At 40.9% G+C, this 22,451-nt stretch carries 18 protein-coding genes; 17 read left to right on the top strand and 1 reads right to left on the bottom strand.

Annotated features, from left to right (window positions below; genetic code table 11):
- Nucleotides 1-19 precede the first annotated feature (19 nt).
- The 16 genes from AC58VC_RS05240 to AC58VC_RS05165 all read left to right on the top strand — a co-directional run bounded on the left by AC58VC_RS05240 (nt 20) and on the right by AC58VC_RS05165 (nt 20,013).
- Nucleotides 20-697 (top strand): hypothetical protein, encoded by a 678-nt coding sequence (locus AC58VC_RS05240; RefSeq protein WP_497367753.1) that lies wholly within the window; start codon nt 20-22, stop codon nt 695-697.
- Nucleotides 694-1,179 carry an HIT family protein gene (locus AC58VC_RS05235; protein WP_497367752.1) on the top strand — a complete coding sequence of 162 codons (486 nt, stop codon included), beginning with the start codon at nt 694-696 and terminating at the stop codon, nt 1,177-1,179. Before AC58VC_RS05240 ends, AC58VC_RS05235 begins: the two co-directional genes overlap by 4 nt.
- A 62-nt stretch (nt 1,180-1,241) precedes the next feature.
- Nucleotides 1,242-1,664 (top strand): hypothetical protein, encoded by a 423-nt coding sequence (locus AC58VC_RS05230; protein WP_497367751.1) that lies wholly within the window; start codon nt 1,242-1,244, stop codon nt 1,662-1,664.
- Between the two features lie 81 nt (nt 1,665-1,745).
- Complete coding sequence (locus AC58VC_RS05225; protein WP_497367750.1) at nt 1,746-2,195, top strand: hypothetical protein; 450 nt, start codon at nt 1,746-1,748, stop codon at nt 2,193-2,195.
- Nucleotides 2,196-2,384: 189 nt separating this feature from the next.
- Entirely contained in the window at nt 2,385-2,708 is a 324-nt protein-coding gene (locus tag AC58VC_RS05220) for a hypothetical protein (protein WP_497367749.1), read from the top strand.
- A gap of 102 nt (nt 2,709-2,810) precedes the next feature.
- Nucleotides 2,811-3,539, top strand: coding sequence for an ATP-grasp domain-containing protein (locus AC58VC_RS05215; RefSeq protein ID WP_497367748.1), 729 nt, complete (start codon nt 2,811-2,813; stop codon nt 3,537-3,539).
- A 117-nt stretch (nt 3,540-3,656) separates the two neighbouring features.
- Entirely contained in the window at nt 3,657-4,148 is a 492-nt protein-coding gene (locus AC58VC_RS05210) for a GNAT family N-acetyltransferase (protein WP_497367747.1), read from the top strand.
- A gap of 252 nt (nt 4,149-4,400) precedes the next feature.
- A complete protein-coding gene (locus AC58VC_RS05205) occupies nt 4,401-4,952 on the top strand; it encodes a GrpB family protein (protein WP_497367746.1) in 552 nt (183 codons plus the stop codon).
- A gap of 276 nt (nt 4,953-5,228) precedes the next feature.
- Nucleotides 5,229-6,083, top strand: a complete 855-nt coding sequence (gene mle, locus AC58VC_RS05200) for an alpha/beta fold macrolide esterase (protein WP_497367745.1) — start codon at nt 5,229-5,231, stop codon at nt 6,081-6,083.
- A gap of 924 nt (nt 6,084-7,007) precedes the next feature.
- On the top strand, nt 7,008-7,454 hold the full coding sequence (locus AC58VC_RS05195) for a hypothetical protein (protein ID WP_497367744.1): 447 nt from the start codon (nt 7,008-7,010) through the stop codon (nt 7,452-7,454).
- 430 nt (nt 7,455-7,884) lie between these two features.
- Nucleotides 7,885-9,798, top strand: a complete 1,914-nt coding sequence (gene thrS / locus AC58VC_RS05190) for a threonine--tRNA ligase (RefSeq protein ID WP_497367743.1) — start codon at nt 7,885-7,887, stop codon at nt 9,796-9,798.
- Between the two features lie 245 nt (nt 9,799-10,043).
- Nucleotides 10,044-12,302, top strand: a complete 2,259-nt coding sequence (locus AC58VC_RS05185) for a helix-turn-helix domain-containing protein (RefSeq protein ID WP_497367742.1) — start codon at nt 10,044-10,046, stop codon at nt 12,300-12,302.
- 224 nt (nt 12,303-12,526) lie between these two features.
- The gene (locus AC58VC_RS05180) at nt 12,527-14,044 is read left to right on the top strand and encodes an extracellular solute-binding protein (RefSeq protein ID WP_497367741.1); all 1,518 of its coding nucleotides are present in this window, start codon (nt 12,527-12,529) and stop codon (nt 14,042-14,044) included.
- A 152-nt stretch (nt 14,045-14,196) separates the two neighbouring features.
- Nucleotides 14,197-15,153: an ABC transporter permease gene (locus tag AC58VC_RS05175; RefSeq protein ID WP_497367740.1), complete on the top strand. Its 957-nt coding sequence runs from the start codon at nt 14,197-14,199 to the stop codon at nt 15,151-15,153.
- Nucleotides 15,154-15,167: 14 nt separating this feature from the next.
- Nucleotides 15,168-16,043, top strand: coding sequence for a carbohydrate ABC transporter permease (locus tag AC58VC_RS05170; protein WP_497367739.1), 876 nt, complete (start codon nt 15,168-15,170; stop codon nt 16,041-16,043).
- A gap of 274 nt (nt 16,044-16,317) precedes the next feature.
- Nucleotides 16,318-20,013 (top strand): discoidin domain-containing protein, encoded by a 3,696-nt coding sequence (locus AC58VC_RS05165; protein ID WP_497367738.1) that lies wholly within the window; start codon nt 16,318-16,320, stop codon nt 20,011-20,013.
- Nucleotides 20,014-20,155: 142 nt separating this feature from the next.
- On the opposite strand, the gene AC58VC_RS05160 is transcribed toward AC58VC_RS05165, so the two are convergent.
- Nucleotides 20,156-21,067, bottom strand: coding sequence for a glycosyltransferase family A protein (locus AC58VC_RS05160; RefSeq protein WP_497367737.1), 912 nt, complete (start codon nt 21,065-21,067; stop codon nt 20,156-20,158).
- A gap of 387 nt (nt 21,068-21,454) precedes the next feature.
- Between AC58VC_RS05160 and AC58VC_RS05155 the strand changes: the two genes are divergently transcribed.
- Complete coding sequence (locus AC58VC_RS05155) at nt 21,455-22,294, top strand: copper amine oxidase N-terminal domain-containing protein (RefSeq protein ID WP_497367736.1); 840 nt, start codon at nt 21,455-21,457, stop codon at nt 22,292-22,294.
- The last annotated feature ends 157 nt before the right edge of the window (nt 22,295-22,451 follow it).

The raw sequence follows: 22,451 nt of genomic DNA, 5'->3' as shown, positions 1-22,451 counted from the left end.
ACATAGGAGGAATAATTAAATGAAAGTTATCAGTATTGAAGGTGCAAGTGCAGCTGGTAAAACTACCACATCAAGCTCCCTTACCTCAAAATATAATGGTTTTCATATTCCAGAAGTTAATACATGGTGGAAGCGCCCTGACAATGAGTATCCTGAGTGGTTTTTCGAACGGCAGGTTAATCGTTGGGAAATAGCACAAGAAAAAATAAAAGACTATGATTTTATAGTCATTGATATCGACCTATTCCAACCCTTCTGGTATAACTGGGCTTTCAATTTCTCGCTTTTTGGAGGTCAATCCCTTGATTTTGTTGCAGATTTCTATCGAAAGCAATTACTTGCGAAAAAAATCGGATTTCCAGATAAATACTACATTTTGAGCACCAACGAAGCGGAGTTACGAAGACGCAAAGCAAATGACATAACAAGAAGACGTGGAGGATTCGAACTGAATTTAGGATTTATTGAACCTCAGAAGCATTACTTTCAAGCTTTACATGCATTCGAACCAAATTTAGTTTGTTTTATCGAATCTGTTTCAATTGATGAGAATGTGAAGCAAATTCACGAGTCTCTTCCTTCTCAGGTACAAGAATATACATACTCAATTGAGCTTTTTGAATTTATGATAGATTGGCTAAGGAAAAATAAAGTATCTGATTTCGTATTGATGGAACATATAAGGGGAGTTGAATGAGAACATTGACAGCATCATTTTCACATAAACCCGAAGGATACGAATGTCCATTTTGTCGTATTGTTTCGGGAATTCAGCGACCTAATCAGGGTACAAGACAAAGCGACATCGTCTATCAGAATCAATATGTAACGGCATTTATAGCGAGTAAATGGTGGCCAAACAATAAAGGACATGTTCTTATTGTTCCTAATCAACATTTTGAGAACATCTTTGAACTCCCTGCGGATTACGCTGCTGAAATTCACCGTGCTGCTCAGCTTACAGCGTATGCAATGAAAAGTACATATGGGTGTGACGGGATTTCTACACGGCAACATAATGAGCCTGCTGGCAATCAAGACGTTTGGCATTATCACCTGCATGTTTACCCTAGATATACAAACGATCAACTTTATCTGACAAAGGGCTCTCAGTCCGACCCAGATGAACGCTCATTCTTTGCTGAAAAGCTACGTTCTTGGATAAATGAAAACGTTTAAGTTCTAGGAGAATTTAATGATAACACTAAGATCTAAGCGTCTGATTAGACGAGGTGATAGGAATGAAGAAAATAAATAGCTTAAACATAATGTTAGTTTTAGTAGTATGCTTGATTTTTCCAGGCTGTACGAAGTCAAATACTGAGTCAGAACCAATACACACTGAACCTTCAGCGACGAATACATCTACCAATTTAGTCGGTTCCGTTAAGGTAGAAAACTTAGGTATCGATACTAAAATAACTTATACTTTCAAAAATCAAAGTGAAAAAAAAGTGACTGTTATTGGTGGAGCAAGATATAAATTGTTAAAAGACAACAAAGAAGTAGACGAAGGTGGAGTTCCAATAAAAGACTACCTTGATTTGGAGCCTGGTCAGCACTATACAGATATAAAGACATTCTCGAAACTGGAGCCTGGCTCATACACAATACATGTGGAATGGAATAAAACCATTGTATCTGCTGAATTTGTTCAAAACTAAAATTAATATCTGATTGTATTTGCTTGAAATACTCGAAGGATCAGATGACTCTTCAATAAATTAACGAGCAGGAGGCTTATCATGCAACGAATCTCTGAAGAAGAAGCACGTTCTTTTTTCGGAATTGAGAATAAATATGACCTTATGGAAAATGGTGAGCGTAGATTTAGATTAAATTGTTCAGTGGATGGAAGTTCGTACTGTAGAACCGTAGCAGCAGAGAATGGTGCATGGCAAAATAGCCATTTCCATAAGATGGTATCAGAGTTTTATGTTGTTCAATCAGGATGGATCGTGTATGCAGAAAAAATAGATAGTAAATTGCATATGTGCTTATTAACGGAAGGAGAAAGTGTGACGTTTAAACCATTAGTTCATCATAACATCTTTTTGTCTTCGAATTCTGTTATACATACTATAAAATACGGCCTCGCTTTAGATAATGATTGGTTCCCTTCCTCAGAGCTGGACAAGATAACTAAACATTTGGATCCATATGAACTTTTTGCATTAAACGCTAAGGGGAAATGAGAGATGAATAAAGACAGCACGGAAAAGGCAGTTCAGACGATAGGCTGCCTTTTCCGAGCTAATGGGCCGGAATGCTTAATTATCATGTGGAATAAAATGTAAATACATAGGTTATAGGAGTTGATATTAACGGGAGAACGATAGCCTAAAGATTTTTCGAATACTCCGTGGAGTTTGGAGGCCTAAATAATGTCTGTTAGTGTGTTTAGAATGAATCAAGAGGATAATTCATTTGAACTAGGTTTTGAAATACCAATATCTAGCGAAGAATTCTTTATAAAGTTTTGGCAACCAGCTATTGAGGAGTTAAAAATCTATGGTATTCAGAATGGAGTAGAATTAAGAAAAGAACAGTTGGAATCTACACTTCTGGAACTTAAAAAAATGAGAATATGGGCACATGTTAATCTGGAGAATAATGTTTTGGAATATATGGTGACAAGGATTGATTTACTTATTAAAAAGTTACCATTAGCTTTTAGAGATGAAAACACCATTGTGTGGATTGGGTAACTTTATTCTTTACAAAGATTCGTTACGCTCCCTCGGTGAAAATAATTAAATGGGTGGGCAGCCCCAGGTACTACTATAAATTTATATGAATGGGTGATAGTTATGAAAGTATACATAAGAAAAGGTTTTGATAATGAAATAGCGAACCACAATTTTTACGCAGCTTATGATGGATTTAAACAGATGGGTTTTGAAATCCAATATTTTAATGATATCAAGGATATATCCGATCATCAAAGAGAAGATATTATTATTAGCTATGTTGATGATGTTAGAACGGTATTTTCACAATATGAGATAGTTCCTCCTGAAATCGATTACCCTGATGAAATAGCAACATTTTTGGGTAGGAAGGTTTGGAAGTCTAAACTCAGTGTAATTGCAAACAACCCCGAAAATTGGAATGTATTTATTAAGCCAGTTGAGGATAAGAAGTTTACCGGAGTTGTGGTTAGAAGTACCAAGGATCTTATCGGTTGTGGTGCATATGGCGAAGATCCGGATATTTTATGTTCGGAAGTTGTCAATTTTGCAGCTGAATGGAGATGTTTTGTTTGGTACGGAAAGATTCTGGATATTCGCAGGTATCGGGGAAATTGGCGACTACACTTTGATTATAAAGTTGTCGAGAATATTGTCTCACAATTCACTTCCGCTCCTAAAGGGTATGCTGTGGATTTGGGATTAACGGATAGAGGAGAAACCTTATTAATTGAAGTCAATGACGGTTATTCGCTAGGCCACTATGGTTTGTTTTCGCTTGATTATGCTAAATTATTATCAGCAAGATGGGCTGAATTAACCAATACACTAGATGAATGTAAATTTTAATGGGTCTCATTTTAAGAAATAATGAAAGGACTCTATAATCGTTAAGCCTAACGGAAAACTTTAGTTAAATAGTTCATAATCCGTTCTTTCAGTAATATAATGAAACGGGGTGATGAAATGGATAAAAATGGTGATATCACAATTCTTGCTCCTATGTGCGAAAAAGATATGGAATGGCTGAAAGAACAGTGGTTGCAGTGGGGTGACGATACCGTAATATCAAAAGGTAAGAAGCATCATATTCCGGAGTTGGGAGCATTCATCGCCTGGGCCGATGGTACACGAGTCGGGGGGGCTACTTACCGTCTTGGTATAAATGATTGCGAGTTAGTGAGTATTAATTCGCTAGTACAAGGCATAGGTGTCGGGAGTAATTTGATTTTTACAGTAGAACAGAAGATAAAGCAATCGGGAAGGAACCGCATTTGGCTTGTCACAACAAACGATAATGTGGATGCGTTAAGATTTTATCAACGACGTGGGTATCGAATAACGGCCATAAATCAAAACGCAGTTGATGAGGCTAGGAAGCTGAAGCCAACAATCCCTAAAGTGGGTTATTACGATATACCTATTCATGACGAAATTGAACTCGAAAAAATACTATAATTATTAAGTTCCCCAGAAGAATATTGATGCTATAATATATAATCAACCTTCGTAAATAGGTGGAGTATACATGATTGTTGCATATCTAGGTCTAGTTGGAATTTTATTGCTAGTCGGGAATAGCACAATAATACAGCGACAGTCTAGGACTATATTTACTAGTCCATGGCTCTCGCTGTTTTAATTTCCCTCGGTAGAACTGCTCCTCCTTAATAATATAATTAGGATAATATTTGGAAGGTGCTGATGTGGGTGTCAAAAAAATGGAACAAGGTCGAAGAAACCGAGGTTAGCGTAGTTCCTTTTGACCCAAATTGGTTCGTTTTATATACAGAAGAGGCACGTAGATTAAGAAATACAATTTATGATATCGCTATTTCAATTGAACACTTCGGTAGCACTTCCGTACCTGGGCTGGACGCTAAACCAATTGTCGATATACTGGTTGGCACACAATCTGATGTTAGTCTGACGGAAGTTCATATCAAAGCTCTTGCGAAGTTAAATTATGAATTTTTAGGAGAAGACGGACGAAGACCTGGTCGATTTTTCTTCCGAAAAAGAGGGTTGAATAATTTTAACGTAAGCTTTGTACCATTCGATGGTGACTTATGGAGAGATAATGTAGTATTGCGTGATTATTTACGTACACATCCCGATGAAGTTCGTCGCTATGCGGCAATTAAGAAAGCTGCGGCACACACATCACCCAATAGCTTGTTAGGCTATCAGAACCATAAGCGCCCTTTTGTAGAGGAAATGAAAGAATGTGCGCGAGTTTGGCACAATAATTCTGGACCATAGAACTGTATTTAAATAATTGGAAAAAACGAAAAGCTTTTCGCGGAATGGTCGGATTCGAGCGGAAAAGCAAAGGATTATGTTATAATCATAGGAGGGCTAAATACCCTCACTCACTTTGTTTAGGAGAATGCATATCATGATTATCAAGTTCATTCGGTTACGTTAATTTTAAGGTTCAATTTATGTAAACCCATTAAATTTTCCGGGAAATAACTGGGTTTATTTCATTGTGCCTTTTTATAATTAACAAATTCGAATGAAATGAGGAGATAATCAATGAATGAAAAGATAAATATAATCAACGGAAATGATATATGTACGGAGTGCTTCGGAAATCCAACCCATCCGGCGGTCTTACTAATTATGGGAGCTATGTGTTCCATGGTGTATTGGGATGAAGAGTTCTGTCAACATTTAGCCAACACGGGGCGTTATGTTATTCGGTATGATAACCGAGATGTCGGACGTTCTATCAACTATGAAGTGGGGACTTCTGGATATACGGTGGTAGACATGGCTGATGATGCTGTTGGGGTACTTGATGCACACGGTATTGATCAATCGCACATCGTCGGAATGTCGTTGGGGGGTATGATCGCTCAAATTGTTGCAATAAGATCTCCTCAAAGAGTCCTGACCATTACTTTAATTGCTTCAAGTATTTTCGGTTCGGATGAGAACGTTCGTGGCTTGCCTCCAATGGACCAGAAAATACTTGCTTATCATGCCGGTGGAGCAACGCTGAATTGGTCGGACGAAGAAACGGTTGCAAACTATTTGGTCGAAGGGTCACGTTTGCTATGTGGGTCAAAGCATGTATTTGACGAGAAGAGGGTCTATAAGCAAGTAACCTCAGAAATAAAGCGTGCCAATAATTTGCTCAGCATGTTCAATCATGCACTTCTTAAAGGAGACGATTTCTACGAGGGGAAATTAACGGAAATCACTGTACCCACATTGGTGATCCACGGCACTGAAGACACTGTGCTTCCATATGAACATGGTTTAGCGCTTACTAAAGAAATTTCCAATGCAAGGTTACTTACCCTTTCAGGTTCAGGTCACGAAATTCACTTTGACGATTGGGATCATATCATTAACGCTATTTCGAATCATACTTCAATCGGGTAAGCATTACTTGATTCAAATAGTAAATAAAGTTATACCAATAAGGGCTACAATTCGGTTGTGCCGATTGTAGCCCTTATTTATCACATTTATGGCGTTTAACCGTCATTGCGTTAACGGCGAGCTTTAGTTAAATATGCAACATGCGAAAACCTTAAATAAACTAATGAAAATCCAAGCTGTTCTAAATATTGTTCGATGTCATTTTCTCCCACATTTCAGATACAGACGTAAGGAAATGATGGTGCTATAATTAAATTTACTCAATCTGAAAGCCGTCAAGTTGAAGCTGCCTATATTCAAGCAAAGAGTGGGCAGATGGATGGCGCGGTACTACGGATTGGAAAAGGCATTGCTTCTATGTGAGGAGCGATTACGAACGGGAAGTTATGGCAAAGATTTTCACATTTTGTTCTGAGTTAATAAATTAAATCTGCGGAGGTGTCTATTCTGCAAGAATTTTTATGCGGTCAATGCGCTCAATCTAATAATTTAAGTCTTGAAATGCGAATTGCTATAGCAATCTCATTAAAGAGGGGTTATCAATACATCTGTAGTGAATGTTCTCAAAGTTATATGTTACCACTAAATAGTGCCGGAGTTGAAGATGGTGATGAGAATGAGGTAGTCGACGATATTAATATTCCGCTTTCCTCACCTATAATCGATATAAACCGGAATGAAGCTAAACGAGAAACGAATAACGTAGAACAACTTGATCTCTTTCTTCTTTAATTATCGTCGTACACAGAGTTTTGTTCAAAAAATATCAGGTGCACATAACCGCCGCTGCTAATAATAAACAGTGGCGGTTATTTTGTTTCAAATTTTTAGTGATGCTATACGCTGAGTTACTTCTTTGGGACTAAAAAAAATATATCATGAAGTGATTAGGTAAATAGGTATTAATCGATGGAGGGAAACCATATGAGTGAAAACGAAAATGTTGAAATTCTTCTAATAACAAATGCGATAATAAAAGATAATCAACTTTCACTTAAAGCCAAGGGACTCTATTTCAATATAATTTTCTTAAAAGAAGAACGGGAACTAACCATGGACGTGATTAAGAAAATGAGTCCAATCGATAGTGATCGTTCTATTAAGATGGGTCTCACCGAGCTTGAAAAGGGAGGTTATATCAAACGAAAAATGCTTCAAAATGGAGAAGCTAGTTGGGATTTAAATAGTACAATGAATATAAAAAACAAAAAAGAAGCAGCAGTGAAAACCGTAGAAGAAAAGAAACAAAATCAAATGAATAAGACGATAAGAAAAAAGGCGCTACCAAAGAAGAGTACGCGAACACAGAAAACAACAAAAAAATCCGGCTTGAATCGTGCTTTGAGCGATTTCATTAAGGAATTCTTTTGAAATATATATAAATGGGGAATCCTCTATAATAATTCTTTCCTTTGACTTTTACGAGCGCGATTATGTAATATTGTACCAGTAAACATAAATTAGGCACTGACCAAAGACATGATTTCCTTCACGAACTGTCCAGAGAGAGAAGTTTAGGCTGAAAGCTTCTCCTGTCACCGGTTGCGAAATTACCCCTTTGTAGCCGTGTCGCTGAACCCGTCGATCTATTTTTCGCGGCAGTAAGCGTCACCGCCTTATCCCCGATACCGGATACCAATAAGGATCTTGCATCTGCTACTTTGGTGAACAGCCAAAGAATGACACGTTGAAGGTCAAATTAGGGTGGAACCACGAGCTGAACGCACTCGTCCCTTTGTGGGAGAGATGCGTTTTTTTGCGTTCAAAAATATTGAAAAATTAGAAATGGAGGTAAACAATCATGGAGATCGATGTAACATTGCCAGATGGAACAATTAGGAGGTATCTCTCAGGTACGACTATCGAACAAGTGGCGGAATCTATTCGTACAGGTTTGAAGAAAAATGCTGTAGCTGGAATGATCAATGGCAAACTCGTTGATCTTAATCAACCGATCGAGCCTAATAGTCTTGTCGAAATCGTTACTCTTGACAGTAAAGAGGGCCTAGAGATATACAGGCACAGTACGGCACATGTAATGGCCCAATCCATTAAACGTATATATGGAGATAAGGCAGTCAAGCTCGGAATTGGACCGGTCATCGAAGATGGATTTTATTATGATATAGATATAGAAAAACCGCTGTCTATTGATGATCTTGCTGCTATTGAAAAAGAGATGGAAAAAGTTGTCCAAGAGAACTTACCTATTATCCGTCGGGTCGTCAGCCGTACAGAAGCAATTAAGACATTCGAAAATCTTGGAGAACCGTTAAAATTGGAGCTCATCCGCGATCTACCAGATGATGCCGTCATTACCATTTATGATCAGGGTGAGTTCTTTGATCTATGTCGGGGACCGCACCTTCCCTCTACAGGTCGCATAAAGGCGTTTAAGCTGATGAACGTGGCGGGAGCCTACTGGCGTGGAGACTCCAATAATAAGGTGCTGCAGCGTATTTATGGGACTGCATTTCCGAAGAAGGCACAGCTTGAAGAACATCTGCATGTTCTTGAAGAAGCCAAAAAGCGTGACCACCGCAAACTCGGCAAAGAGCTTGAACTGTTTATGTTCTCTGAAGAAGCACCAGGAATGCCTTTCTTTCTTCCGAAAGGGATGACCATTCGTACTGAGCTTGAAAACTTCGCGCGTGATTTACAGAGACAGCGCGACTATGATGAAGTACGTACACCGCTTATGATGAATAATCGGGTTTGGGAGCAATCGGGACATTGGGATCATTATAAGGATAACATGTACTTCACCAACGTGGACGAAACCAAATTTGCGCTTAAACCGATGAACTGTCCAGGACACATGCTCATTTTTAAAAACAGTTTACATTCCTACCGGGAATTACCTATCCGTCTATCCGAGTTTGGCCAAGTGCACCGCCATGAGCTTTCAGGGGCGCTTAATGGAATGATGCGGGTTCGTACATTCTGCCAGGATGACGCACACCTTTTCGTACTACCTGAACAAATTGAGGATGAAATTAGCCGTGTTATTTCCCTAATTGACCACGTTTATCAAGTGCTAGGCTTTGAATACAAGGTCGAACTATCCACCCGCCCGGAAGATTCTATGGGTTCAGAAGAGCTATGGAACCAGGCTGAACAATCATTAAAAAATGTCTTGGACAAACTCGGCATTGATTATCATGTTAATGAAGGCGATGGGGCATTCTATGGACCCAAGATAGATTTTCACATTTTAGATGCACTTAAACGGAGCTGGCAGTGTGGAACGATTCAACTGGATTTTCAGATGCCCGAAAAATTCGATCTGTCTTTCATCGGTGAAGACAATCAGAAGCACCGGCCTGTCGTCATACATCGTGCGCTTTATGGATCAATTGAGCGATTTATCGGCATGCTAACCGAGCATTTTTCCGGAGCGTTTCCGTTATGGCTTTCGCCAGTCCACGCGAAATTATTGCCGATTTCGGAGAACTATATCGACTATGCCTTTCAAGTGAAGAAAGCACTTGAAAATGACGGGATTCGTGTTGAAGTAGATGTGAGGAACGAAAAACTCGGCTATAAAATTCGTGAAGCTGGGCTCGAAAAAATACCGTACATGCTTGTTCTCGGTGAGAATGAGAAGAATTCCGATAGTGTGTCTGTGAGAAAACGGGGTGAAGGAGACCTCGGATCAAAAAGTATCTTAGAGATTATTGGGCAAATAAATGAAGAGATTCGTGCCAAAAAATAAGTGGATATCGGTATTTGGGGCTGTTCTATAATTGGAACAGCCTCACTTTAATTTTCGTCTTTTGTCCGTCGTGTTATTCGTTGGCCGATGAGAGATTATGGCACCATATGTAATGACACATGCTAGGATAATAGTTAGCCTCATGATGTAATAAAATTCGCACTTCTCTGGTAAGATTCATACTAGACAAAGTAGGGATCCTGTCATATTGTTTTTGTGGGATAATTGAGAAAGAAGGGTATGCCATGTGGAGCCGGTTAAAGCCGAAGAAAATGTATTTGAACATATTTTTGTATTCATGCATTGTCGTGACCTTGCTCACCTTAGTGTTCACGATGTTCCTCAGTCAGCAGTTTGCTCGAAACGCAATTGATGAAATGGATAAATCTAATCAAGAGAAAATGAAGCAAGTTGTTAGAACCTCGGAATTTACCCTGCAGAAATTACGTCAGTTTGCTTTGAAAGTCTATTCAGATGAAAGTATTGCACTCTGGATGAATATGGAGAAGAACGATTATTCCCCATTGTTATTGAGTAAAGCGGCGACAAGTGTAAGGGAATTTATGAGCAGCGAACCCTTCATTCACGGTATTTATTTAATCAACTTCAATGTTGACCAAATCTACACATCAGATTCAAGCATCTATACGACGCAGGACTTTTATGACCAAAGGATGTTGAACTACATTAAGGGTCAAAAAACCCCGTATCTGCAGTATGTTAACCATGAGGTGGAAGGTGAAACGTATCTGGCTCTTGTTGTACCAGCAGCCGGGCCTAATCAGAACTATCAGGGATTTGTCGCGATTCTGTTCAGTAAACCATTGTTAAATGAGAACATGCTGCAGATCTCGCAGGACGATCAGAACAAAATTTATATTGAAGGTAAGAATAAGGAGTTTATTCTAGGTAATTTGGAACCTGCGTTAACGAAAGAACTCATGGAAATGGATAAATCGGCAGCGGTACAAAACTGGAAATGGAAATCCGATAATGAGACTTGGTCCATTCAGACAGAACGGCTGCCTATTGAAGGATGGGATGTTTATCACTTGTCGCCAATCTCTTTATGGCAAGCAAAGGTAGCCAAGATTCGGATTGAAATTATCGGTTCTTCGATCTTACTGCTGTTAGCCTTGTTGTTATTCTTGTTCTGGCAATCGTATCGCAGCTTGAAGCCTCTTAGTGATTTGGCCCATCAAATAAAAAGCAAGCTAGGGATAGAGCATCCTATCATGCAGACAAAGAATGCCAATGAGATGGCTTGGATTCATTCCGGTTTCCATTCACTTGTTGAGAAAATCGAACAATTGGATATATCGATCAAAAGCAGCAAAGCTTTGGTGAAAGATGATTTCTTACGCCAATGGATTCTTAATTCGAAGTCTCTCAAACCGATTGAAGAGTTTATTAGAAGCCAGACTCGTATTCTCAGCACGGAATGCTTCCGCATGGCTATCATTCGTCTAGAATCGTATGGACGCTTCGAAGAGCAGTATGATTTCGCTTCGCGAAAATTATTGCGCTTTGCCATGGGGAACATTATGGTTGAAGTCCTGACGAACCACGGGTATGCATCGGAAACGGTCGATTTCGGATCCGATCACATCGTGGCGCTCATTTCCACACCTCTTTCAGAGGATGAGTTGGCACAAGCCATCAGAGCTCTGGAGGACGTACGGGTTCAGATAAGGCAATGGCTTAAGCTAGAAGTGCAAACAGCTGTCAGCTCCGTACTTGATGTAGAGGAGAATCTGTCAATTATTTATACTCAGCTTTACGAATTAACGTTAATGAGATTCTTAAATAATGAGGACAGGGTGTTTACCTCCGAAGATCTGGAGCGGTATGAACGAGGTAAAGACAGTGATCTTGACGAAGCTTTGCTAAAGCAGGTTATTCACTCCATCCAACTCAAAAATGAAAAGGCGCTTGAAGGCTATTTCGACCAACTCACCTTTCATATGCAGGAACTAAACTATGAAGAATGCAAGCTGCAGCTTACCCACATCATTTATTCGATCATGAAGAGCTTCAAGAATCATACAACATTTCATGGGATGAAGAATATCCATCTCTTCTTGGAGCAATTTGCAACCCTCGAGGAAGTGAAATCGTGGATGTATAAGGAGATGCTGCAGATCATAGAGCGGCACAGGAAGAAAAGTGTTTCTCGTCGAAAGGAAGAGGTTGCTGCGGAGATGATTGAATATGTGCGTAACCATCTTCACAATCCGATGCTCTCCGTGGATGACATCGCTGACCATATATCCATGTCGGTGAACTATACCAGACAAATATTCAAGGACCATTTCGAGTGTTCATTGTCCGATTTTATTACAAACCAACGGATAGAGCATGCCGTTAAGCTGCTAACAACGACCGATTGGACCGTAGCAGATATAACGGAACAATCCGGATTTCAAACCAAAAGCACCTTCTTCCAGACGTTCAAACGAGCAACGGGCATGACGCCGAATCAATATCGTATAGAAAAAACATAGACAAAGGCATAAAATTCGTACTCTGTTTGTTGGAAATTATGTACTCTCCTGATTTGTGACAATTCGTACTGATTGATAGATAACGGACTATACGGAGCATGAACAATCTGATTATGATACAAACACGAGGCCGAGCGCGGAATACAGGATGCACAAAGTTGGGAAGCAAAAGCACTGGTAAGGCGCTATACTCGGTTTGTTATTTAATTAGGAGGGTTACAACGATGAAATTAAGAAGTAAAGGTTCCATGTTATTGGCTGTGTCGCTTATACTAGCGGGAACATTGACTGGCTGCAGTTCGAAACAGGCAGAGTCACCCGAAACTGGCAGCCCGGCAGCCTCCGTCGCTGCAAAACTGAGTCCAGTTACATTGAAAATCATGTTTCCTGGAGACCCTCCGGCTAACTGGAATGAAGTCAAGGGGGAGATGGAGAGCCGTCTGGCAGATTCACTCAATGTGAAGCTCAATGTGGTTTTTATTCCATGGGCAGATGTTCTTCAGAAACGACAAGTCGCATTATCCTCCGCGGAAGACTATGATCTGATTTGGGACAATAATCCGTATCAGAACATTGCAGCTGGACTTTACGAACCATTAGACGTACTGATTGACAAGTATGGACCTGAGATAAAGAGTAACCGCTCTGCTGAGCTGCTGGAAGCCAACAAGGTAAACAGCAAACTTTACGCGGTTCCGCTTGAAGTGAACTTCATTCGTCCGTGGACGTTTGTTATACGTAAGGACATCCGGGAGAAACTGGGCATTGCTCCGATCAAAAGCTATGATGATTTGGTCAAATTCATGTATACGGTCAAAGAAAAGACTCCGGATATTACCCCGTACATCCCTAACGGTTCTGAACATGTTGGCTTAAGGATGGCAGGTATGCTTGATCCGAAAGCTAATCTTGCAGCAGTATCGAATTATCCAGGTCTGTATACCAAAGGCAATGATGGAAAGGTCTATAATATCTTTGATAATATGGACCCTATGATCATGAAAAATTTTGAACAAAATTACAAGCTCTATCAGGATGGGATTCTTGCGAAAGATGCCCTTCTGCTCAAAAATGCGGAATTCGCTAAAGGAAAAGCGGCTGTAACAACCTTCTTTGATTTCGGTGTATCTCTTAGTACCCGAACTTCTCTAGAGAAATCAGTTCCGGGAGCCACTGCAGAAGCATTCAGCTTGTTTGACCCCAGCATGAAGCTGTCCTCAACGTTCAAAGCAGGAAACTTCATTGCCGTCCCTGTGATCAGTAAAAACAAAGAACGCGCCATTCAATTCATTAATTGGCTGAACCAGAAGGATAATTACGACTTGCTTGCCTACGGAGTAAAAGGTAAGAACTGGGAAGATGCGGGCGAAGGTCTGTATAAACCCATCAAAGAAAGCCCTTATGCCGGCATTCCTTTCGCTTGGGGGTGGAATCCCAAGTTGGACCGTATCGATGCCAGCTTGCCTGAAGATGATATCAAGTTGAATAAGTGGCAGAGGGATCCTAATCATTTTACAACGGATATTCTCGCGGGATTCACCTTCGATCCAAGCCCGGTATCCAACGAAGTCGCACAATTGAGCAATGCGGGCAAAGAACTTTATGATCCGATTGTATTGGGTCTGGTTGAACCAAACGAGGGGTTAGCGAAGCTTAAGGATAAAGCATATGCCAATGTCAAGAAAATCCAAGTGGAATATCAAAAGCAGCTGGATGCCTATCTGGCCGCCAAAAAGAAGTAAGCGGACCTATAAGCCGGAGACCTTGAATCGAGGTCTCCGGCTTTTTTGTATTGGTAAACGCCATACTCTGTGAGTGATAAAATTCAAACCTCTATAGAGTGTTACAGTTCAAACTCATTGTTAAAAGTAAGACTATACGCGCAGCTTTAGGAATGCGTAATATTCAAGTAGATACGAAAGGAAAGGTGAGCATTATGATTGTGGAACTCAGGAAGAACAAATGGCTGTATGCTATGGCGCTTCCGGTGATTGTGTACGTATTTATTTTTTCTTATTTACCAATGTCCGCGCATCTACTGGCCTTTAAGCAATTTATACCTGCTAAGGGAATATGGGGAAGCAGATGGGTGGGACTCGACAATCTTGTGTTTTTTTTTACAGGTCAGGATTGGTTGGCGGTTACGTTAAATACTGTATTTTTGAATCTTCTATTCATTACGGCAGGTACCGTATGCTCTTTATTAATCGCCTTGTTACTGAATGAAATTAGACATGTGTTCTTCAAGAAGGTAGCCCAATCACTTGTGATTTTGCCGCATTTTATTTCCATTATCGTTGTTAACCTGATGGTCATGAATTTCTTTAATGGACAGGATGGGATGATTAATCGGGTGTTGAAGGATGCCGGCTTCCAGACGGTCGATTGGTTTCAGACGCCATCCGTCTGGCCAATGCTTTTGACATTTATATTCGTCTGGAAGGGAGCCGGGTGGGGTTCGATTATTTATTTGGCGACGATAACCGGGTTTTCTGAAGAGTTTTATGAAAGTGCAAGAATCGATGGTGCCAAACGTTGGCAGCAGATCTGGCATATCACACTGCCACTGCTCCGGCCGACCATTATCGTGTTAACACTTTTAGCGCTTGGACGTATTTTCTACGGTGATTTTGGGTTGATTTACGGAATAATAGGAGACAATTCGTTGCTCTTCAAGGCTACGGATGTCATCGATACATACACGTACCGATCTTTGAGGGATGTCGGCAACATGAACAGCTACAGCAATGCGGCGGCAATAGCCTTATTCCAGTCGGTAATGGGTTTTATAACTATTCTATTCTTCAATTGTGTTGTCCGCCGGGTTGACAATGACTCGAAATTATTCTAGAGAGGAGCTTTCGTATGTTAGTGAAACAGCGGGATACATCCCAATGGGCTGTATCCATCGCAGCATATGTATTCATCGGATTTTTTGCCCTGATGTGCCTTATTCCCTTCTGGCTTGTGTATATCGGGTCGTTCACAGCGGAGCACCTGATTGTCAAAGGTTTTCAAATGCTCCCTACCGAATTCACACTTGATTCCTATCGCTTCTTATTCAAAGGCAGACAGGTGTACCGAAGCGGGTTTGTTTCCATATTTGTTACGGTAATCGGTACCGCCGGTGCCTTGCTCTTGACTTCTATGTTCGCCTATGTTGCAGCTCATCCGAAGGTGAAATACAGGAATTTCCTTTCCTTTTATATTTATTTCACGATGCTGTTTGCACCTGGTCTGGTCGGCTATTATTTGCTCATCTCCAACTGGTTGAATTTGCGGGACTCCTTATTGGCTTTGATCTTGCCGCACTTGTTCTCCGCATTCAATGCATTCTTGATGACCTCCTACTTTCGTACGCTTCCGTTTGAGTTAAATGAAGCGGCTACCGTGGATGGCGCGCATGAGCTCTACATCTTCTTCCGTGTTATCTGGCCGCTCTCCATGCCAGTCATTGCAACCATCACCTTGTTCTATGCGCTTACCTATTGGAATGACTGGTTCAATGCGCTGATGTTTATTGATAATCCAGACAATCATCCCCTGCAGATGATGTTAAGAAGAATTATTTCTAATGCGCAAAATCTGGATTATTTAAATACGAGTGTGAATATTCCAGTTTCAGCTTCAGGCGTGCAGCTTTCAACGGTAGTTATCACGATTGGACCCATCATTTTCTTATATCCGTTCCTGCAGCGTTATTTCATTAAGGGGATGACAATTGGGGCGGTCAAGGGGTAGATGTACGGGTTCAGTTACACGCAATCTTTCCTGATTGTACGAGGAGTAATGTAGACGAACCCATATTAAATCGGTGCAAGGAATCGAAAATTTTCGATGAATGGCCGATTTAACCCCATGAATGTAAGCGCTTATATTTTATGGAGGACTTGATGAAATTGAAAGTAGGTGGTTTATATGTAACAGTAAATCGAACGTTTCCATACATGCAGAAGAATAGCCCTATGCTTTTTAAGCAAAAGCCTTTTTAGAAGAAAAGAGGAGGGATATTTAAATGGAAAAAATGTGTAAATGGTATCTAACTCGTATTTGGGCACTATTTATGGGACTTATTATGGTAGCAACGTTCATCCCTATTGGAGAAGTTCAAGGGGCAGGGACTCTGCTTAAAACTGGAAACTACAATTACAGCGTCTCCCCAAATGGGGGCAACTCTCCGGACAAGGGAGTAACCGGTTTGGTATCCTCAGCAAGTGGCGTGTTGCTTGACGGATCAACCACAACGTATGCCGGATTCATGGGGAGCGGTACGGGTACCCCAGGAAGCGTGCAGGTCGTTTTTGACCTGTTGAAGGATTACCCTTTAGAGAGCATAAACGTCGTGCTGAACTCACCGAATTCGTTTTGGGGATTTAAAGAGTTTACCGTCAAATACCGCCCGGAGGCTGCGGAGTATTACTATATGGCTGGCAAACACACCAGAACGCCAGTAATAACCTCAACGAGCCCAAGCTCAACCTGGAACTATTCGGTCAACATACCGATGTCGAACAAGACGGCCAGATTTATTATCATCGATATTAAGCGACCTCATGACTTTCAGCATATCCCTCTCACCGAAGTTCAAATTTATAAAGGAACCGGACAGGAAGGCGTGAATCCCGGACCTGCGCTTACTGCGGAGCAAATGGCTCTCGAACTTAACAAAGAAGTCTTAACGGCAGAAAATTTGCTGAAAACCGGTAATTATTTTTACAGCCACGCTCCGAATGGAGGCAGTACTCCTGATAAAGGCATGACTGGGTTGGTATCCTCAAGCAATGGAGTGTTGCTTGACGGGTCAACTGCAACCTATGCCGGATTTATGGGGAGCGCGACTTCCCCAGGGACGATACAAGTGGTATTTGACCTGTTGAAGGACTATCCGCTGGACAGGATAAACCTCGTTCTGAATTCACCCAATTCTGCTTGGGGATTTAAAGAATTTACGGTAAAATACCGCCCTGAGGCTGTAGAGGATTATTACTACATTGCTGCCAAGCACATCAGAACACCAGGAATAACTTCAACGAGCCCAAGCTCAACCTGGAACTATTCGGTCAATATACCGATGTCAAACAAGACGGCCAGATTTATTGTCATCGATATTAAGCGTCCTCATGCCTTTCAACATATTCCTCTTACCGAAGTTCAAATTTATAAAGGGACCGGACAGGAAGGTGTGAATCCCGGACCTGCGCTTACTGCGGAGCAAATGGATCTCGAACTGAATAAAGACGGCTTAATGGCAGACAAGTATGGGCAGTGGGTTTATGAAACCTGGCCGGGAAAAGTAACATCCGACGAGCAACTACAGCAGGAATATACGAGTGAGGCGGATGCGCTGTCCGATGTTTCACTGGATCTTACCAAATACGATCCATACGGCGGGATTAAAAGTGGAGGCGGTTACACCGGCAGCGGTTATTTCAGACTTCAGCAAATAGATAACAAATGGTGGTTTATTACCCCGGATGGGAATAAATTTATTCTGAAGGGTGTGGATGCTACAAGTATTTGGGAGTGGGGATACGGGACGCCGCTTAAAAAAGCTGACGGTACTCCAAGAGGGGTGTTCGAGGAACTTCCTGATTCTACGGCTTATGCTCCTGCCTATATAAATGATTCCAATGGTGAAAGAGTAAGCTTCGTCATTGCCAATATGATGCGAAAATATGGCAGCAACTTCGAGTCGAAATGGGAGGATATCACAAAGAAACGTTTAATCGATTGGGGATTTAACGCCTTTAGCAAATGGACCAAACCAACTAATATTACGTTTCCATATATTAATGTTCTGCAAGACCCCGGCAATTTAAAAAGGATTCAATGGACTTACGATGTTTTTGACCCGCAGAGTGAAGCGATCATCGAAGCCGCATTAACCCCACAGCTTGATAAAGCCAAGAATGACCCATGGCTAATCGGTTATACTTACGACAATGAGGCCGGATGGACAACCGATATCGTAAAAGAGGTATTGACATATCATTCGTCGTCTGCGGCTAAAAGCGCTTTCGTGAATTTTCTTGCACCAAGGTACAACCATGATCTTACTGCCGTTAACCAGCTCTTGGGTACGAGCGAGGCATCGTTTGACGAGTTAAAGAATACTCCGATAAATATGGCCAATGTGCCTGCTGCGGATGTATCGGAATTTATCAAACTGGCATCCAGGACGTATTTCTCAACCGTCAAAAATATCATCAAAAGACATGATACGAATCATCTGTTCCTCGGTTCGTCCGTAGTTCCCACCTGGCGTACCAGTCTGGAATGGGATTCGGCGGCCATGGAGTTTGTAGATGCATTTTCAGTGGACAATTACACGAACGATCCAAGTTGGATTTCCAGATATGAAGCTTTCGGAAAACCGTTATTGAATCTGGAATATACATTTAGTACTACCCAGCGTGGGTTGTCACCCGTGAATGGAGCTACAAGTGTGGCTAATATAGCGGATAGAGGTATAGCCTACAAATCTTTCGTGGAAAGTGAAACTTCACATCCGTTGTTTGTTGGGTCAGGCTGGTTTTCTTACTTCGATCAAGCGGTTACATGGCGTAAAGACGGCGAGAACTTCAATATAGGCTTAGTAAACCAACAGGATCAGCCCTACACGGATATGGTCAATATCATGAAGACCGTCAATGCCGGTTTGGAAAATGTACATGATTATGGGATAAACCTGGCATTGGATAAGCCTGTCACGGTCAGCTCATCCATGTCTGCTTCTTTAGACGCCGAGAATGCATTTGATGGGAAGACAACTACGAGATGGGGATCGAACTATACCGACAATGAATGGATCTATACGGATCTTGGCTCAATGCAGACTGTAAGCAGGGTTAGACTTAACTGGGAGACAGCATATGGTAAAGAATATAAAATTCAGGTGTCGGACAATGCTGTAGACTGGACCGATGTATATAGCACCAATACAGGCAACGGAGGTATAGACGATATCTCTTTTTCCGCAACTAGCGCAAGGTTTGTCAGAATGCTGGGTATAAAGAGAGGTACCGGCTACGGATATTCTCTGTGGGAGTTGGAGGTATATGAACAGCCTGGAGCAACACAAGATGATATTCCGCCGGTCACTACAGTTGAATTACCTCCGGCTAACGACAACGGATGGTATTCTTCGGATGTAAGGATGACCTTAATTGCTTCTGATCCGTTATCCGGTATCCATCATGTTCAATATCGGATCAATGGCGGCCAATGGCAAAACTATGATAACGCTATCGACGTTACGGATGAAGGAACAAATACGATAGATTATCAAAGTAAGGACAAAGCAGGAAACACCGAAGACCTAAAGAGTGTAATCGTGAAACTGGATAAAACAGCACCGGAGATACAAATGAATCTGGATAAAAACGAGCTGTGGCCAGCTAATCATAAAATGGTAACCGTAACAGCAGGAACGTACAGCCCAGTAGACCCGATATCTGGCATTCAGACTATTATTTTAGAATCCATCACCTCCAGCGAACTGGATGATGGTGTCGGAGATGGAAACACTTCGCAGGATGTTCTAAATGCGGAGTTTGGTAAGCCGGATTTTACGTTTGATTTGAGGGCTGAGCGATCCGGGAGCGGAGGAGGACGTGTATACACGATTACTTATATCGTTACGGATTATGCAGGTAACGTGAGAAATGTAATATTGAAGGTAAACGTTCCAAAGAACCGAGAACAAGGATGATATGATAATAGTTGATTACCCTAAAGAGAAATTTTAGTTGGAAAAGACACCGCGGCAGCCGGTCAAGTTGATCGGCTGCCTTTCCTCATAACGTTGACGATACGGACAGAGTCTTGGGCAAATAACTAAAAGATAAAGCTTTTTATATGGATTCTTTTTTTGCAAATAACAGGAATTTTATTCCTTTTAAGTAACCTATTGATGCATCATTATTATTTTTAACCATTTCTTTAACTATTGAATAGACAATAGTCCATAATAGTGCCCCGTAATTCAAAATCCCAGCTTGTTTTATTTTAAGGAAATAGTAATGATTTACGACTTTGGCCTTAGAAACATTTTCAGCTTTATCCCTGGATTGAGGCGATTCGTGATGTATTATTTTTAAATCCGGATCTATAACCAATCTACCATATTTGCTTGCATAGTAGCACATATATAGATCATCGCCGACAGCATAACTTTCCATCCAGCTTAGAGGCTTCATGTCTTTAAGTGAACTCTTTTTAAATGACATATTACACCCATGAAAAAATTCTGTTTCAAAATTTGAACGGGCTTTATTCCAATTTGCTATAGACCCTGCTAAACCACTTTTGGACAATTTCCCCAATGAACGGGACATTTGAAACGTAGCCACTCCGAGCGCATTTGCTATTTTACTAGAATATAAACCCTTGGCTATTCCTCCTACTCCTACCAAACTTGAATCATCTTCATAATTTTGTAGTAATTTTCTTATATAGTAAGGATCATCTAATTCAACATCATCATCTAGATAAAGGATAATTTCATGTACGGCGATTTTTACACATTCAACCCTTGAAAGCCAAACTCCAGCTTTTAATTTCTTAAAGTATGAAAGCTTCATGCATTTTATTTTGGATATGATAGCCTCAAATAAACGTAATTGTTCCTTTTTGATATCTCCATCATCCACAATTAAAATCTCAACCTCACAATAAAGTTCAACCTGCCTACTGATGGATTCGATGCATTTGGTGATATCTGCAATTCGATTTCTAGTACAGATTGCAATTGTAATATTTTTCAATTTTAACGCCTCCGATTGGTTCACCTGTTCTGTGTTTGTTATCTGAGTGTCTTCGATCAACTTGTCTTGCTCGGTTTGACTCTTTTACATAAAAGTAAAATAGGCGTATAACTTCGGATGAGTTATACACTATTTATTGGATTACCCACTTTTTCCAATACTGAAGCAAGCCAGAATGTTGTGCTGCAATTCGGTTTTTACTTTCAGTATTGTCGGCCGATACTAAGCTATACGAGAGCTATAATTATTTTCAGGGGGCATGTGGATTTAAGAACGCGGGATCGCTAAGTTTATGGTTTTCTTTTTTTAATTCAAGTGTATACCCTCACAAAGTCCGAAAGAAATTCCGAATATACTTAGTGTTACTTATAAGAGGAGGAATAAAAGATGAAAAAAAGATGGATGGTTATCGCGTCATGTGTACTGGCAACAAGTCTTATGGCAGGTTCGGCATTGGCAAAATCTGAAACAAACCAATCGAATGAGGGTAAGTCTGATGCTGTAAAGGTTAACGTTGATCTCAAGGTGAAAGCTGATGGGGATGCGACTGTTACATCCGATACGTATGGCAATCAAGGCCATAATGGATATAAAGGGCTGCTCAACGCGATCGACAATGTGAAGGACAAGCCAGCAGGGGCTGTTATTGCAGATCTTCTTTTAAGCAAATATGGGACCCAACTGACGGCTGAAAAGAAAGCAGAGCTTGAGGTAATCAAAGAGAAGGACGCAGCTTTGTCGTTAGTTGCAGATCTTTTGGATGAGAACGGCAGCGTAACTGACGCCGTGTACGTTCAAAAGGAAGCTATTTTAGCAAACGTGACTAATCTTGACTCTTACAAAAAACTTGGCAAATTGTATGAGAAGCTAGGGAACAAAGGCGTGAAATTGTACGTTAACGGTGATGAGCCTACCTTCGAAGTAGCTCCGTTTATTCGCGAAGGTAACACACTAGTTCCATTCCGTGCAATTTCTGAGGCTTTAAAAGCCACGGTTACTTGGAATGCAGAAGAACGCTCGGTTACTGTTACACGCGATGGTATTACTGTGAAACTCTTTATTGATAGCAAGACGGCTACGGTCAACGGGAAAGAAGTGACACTTGAGGTACCCGCAGCAATTGAGCAGGGCAGCACGGTTGTGCCGGTTCGTTTTGTGAGCGAAGCCCTGAAAGCAGTAGTTAAATGGGAAGCAGATACTCAATCTGTTGTCATTTATGAAGAATAATCCGAAATAATTATAGAGCCATCCGGTAACGGACGGTTCTTTTCTTTGTGAGACATCCCCTGTGTTTCTAATCTGGTCGCGAAGTCAAATTAATTGAAAACAGGATATTGACAGTTATCTTAAAATCGTGTATCTTTAAATTAAGATAATTGAATTT

This window comes from Paenibacillus sp. J22R67, assembly GCF_059692175.1.
Note: the sequence above shows the minus strand (reverse complement) of the source record. Positions and strands in the feature narration are given on the sequence as shown.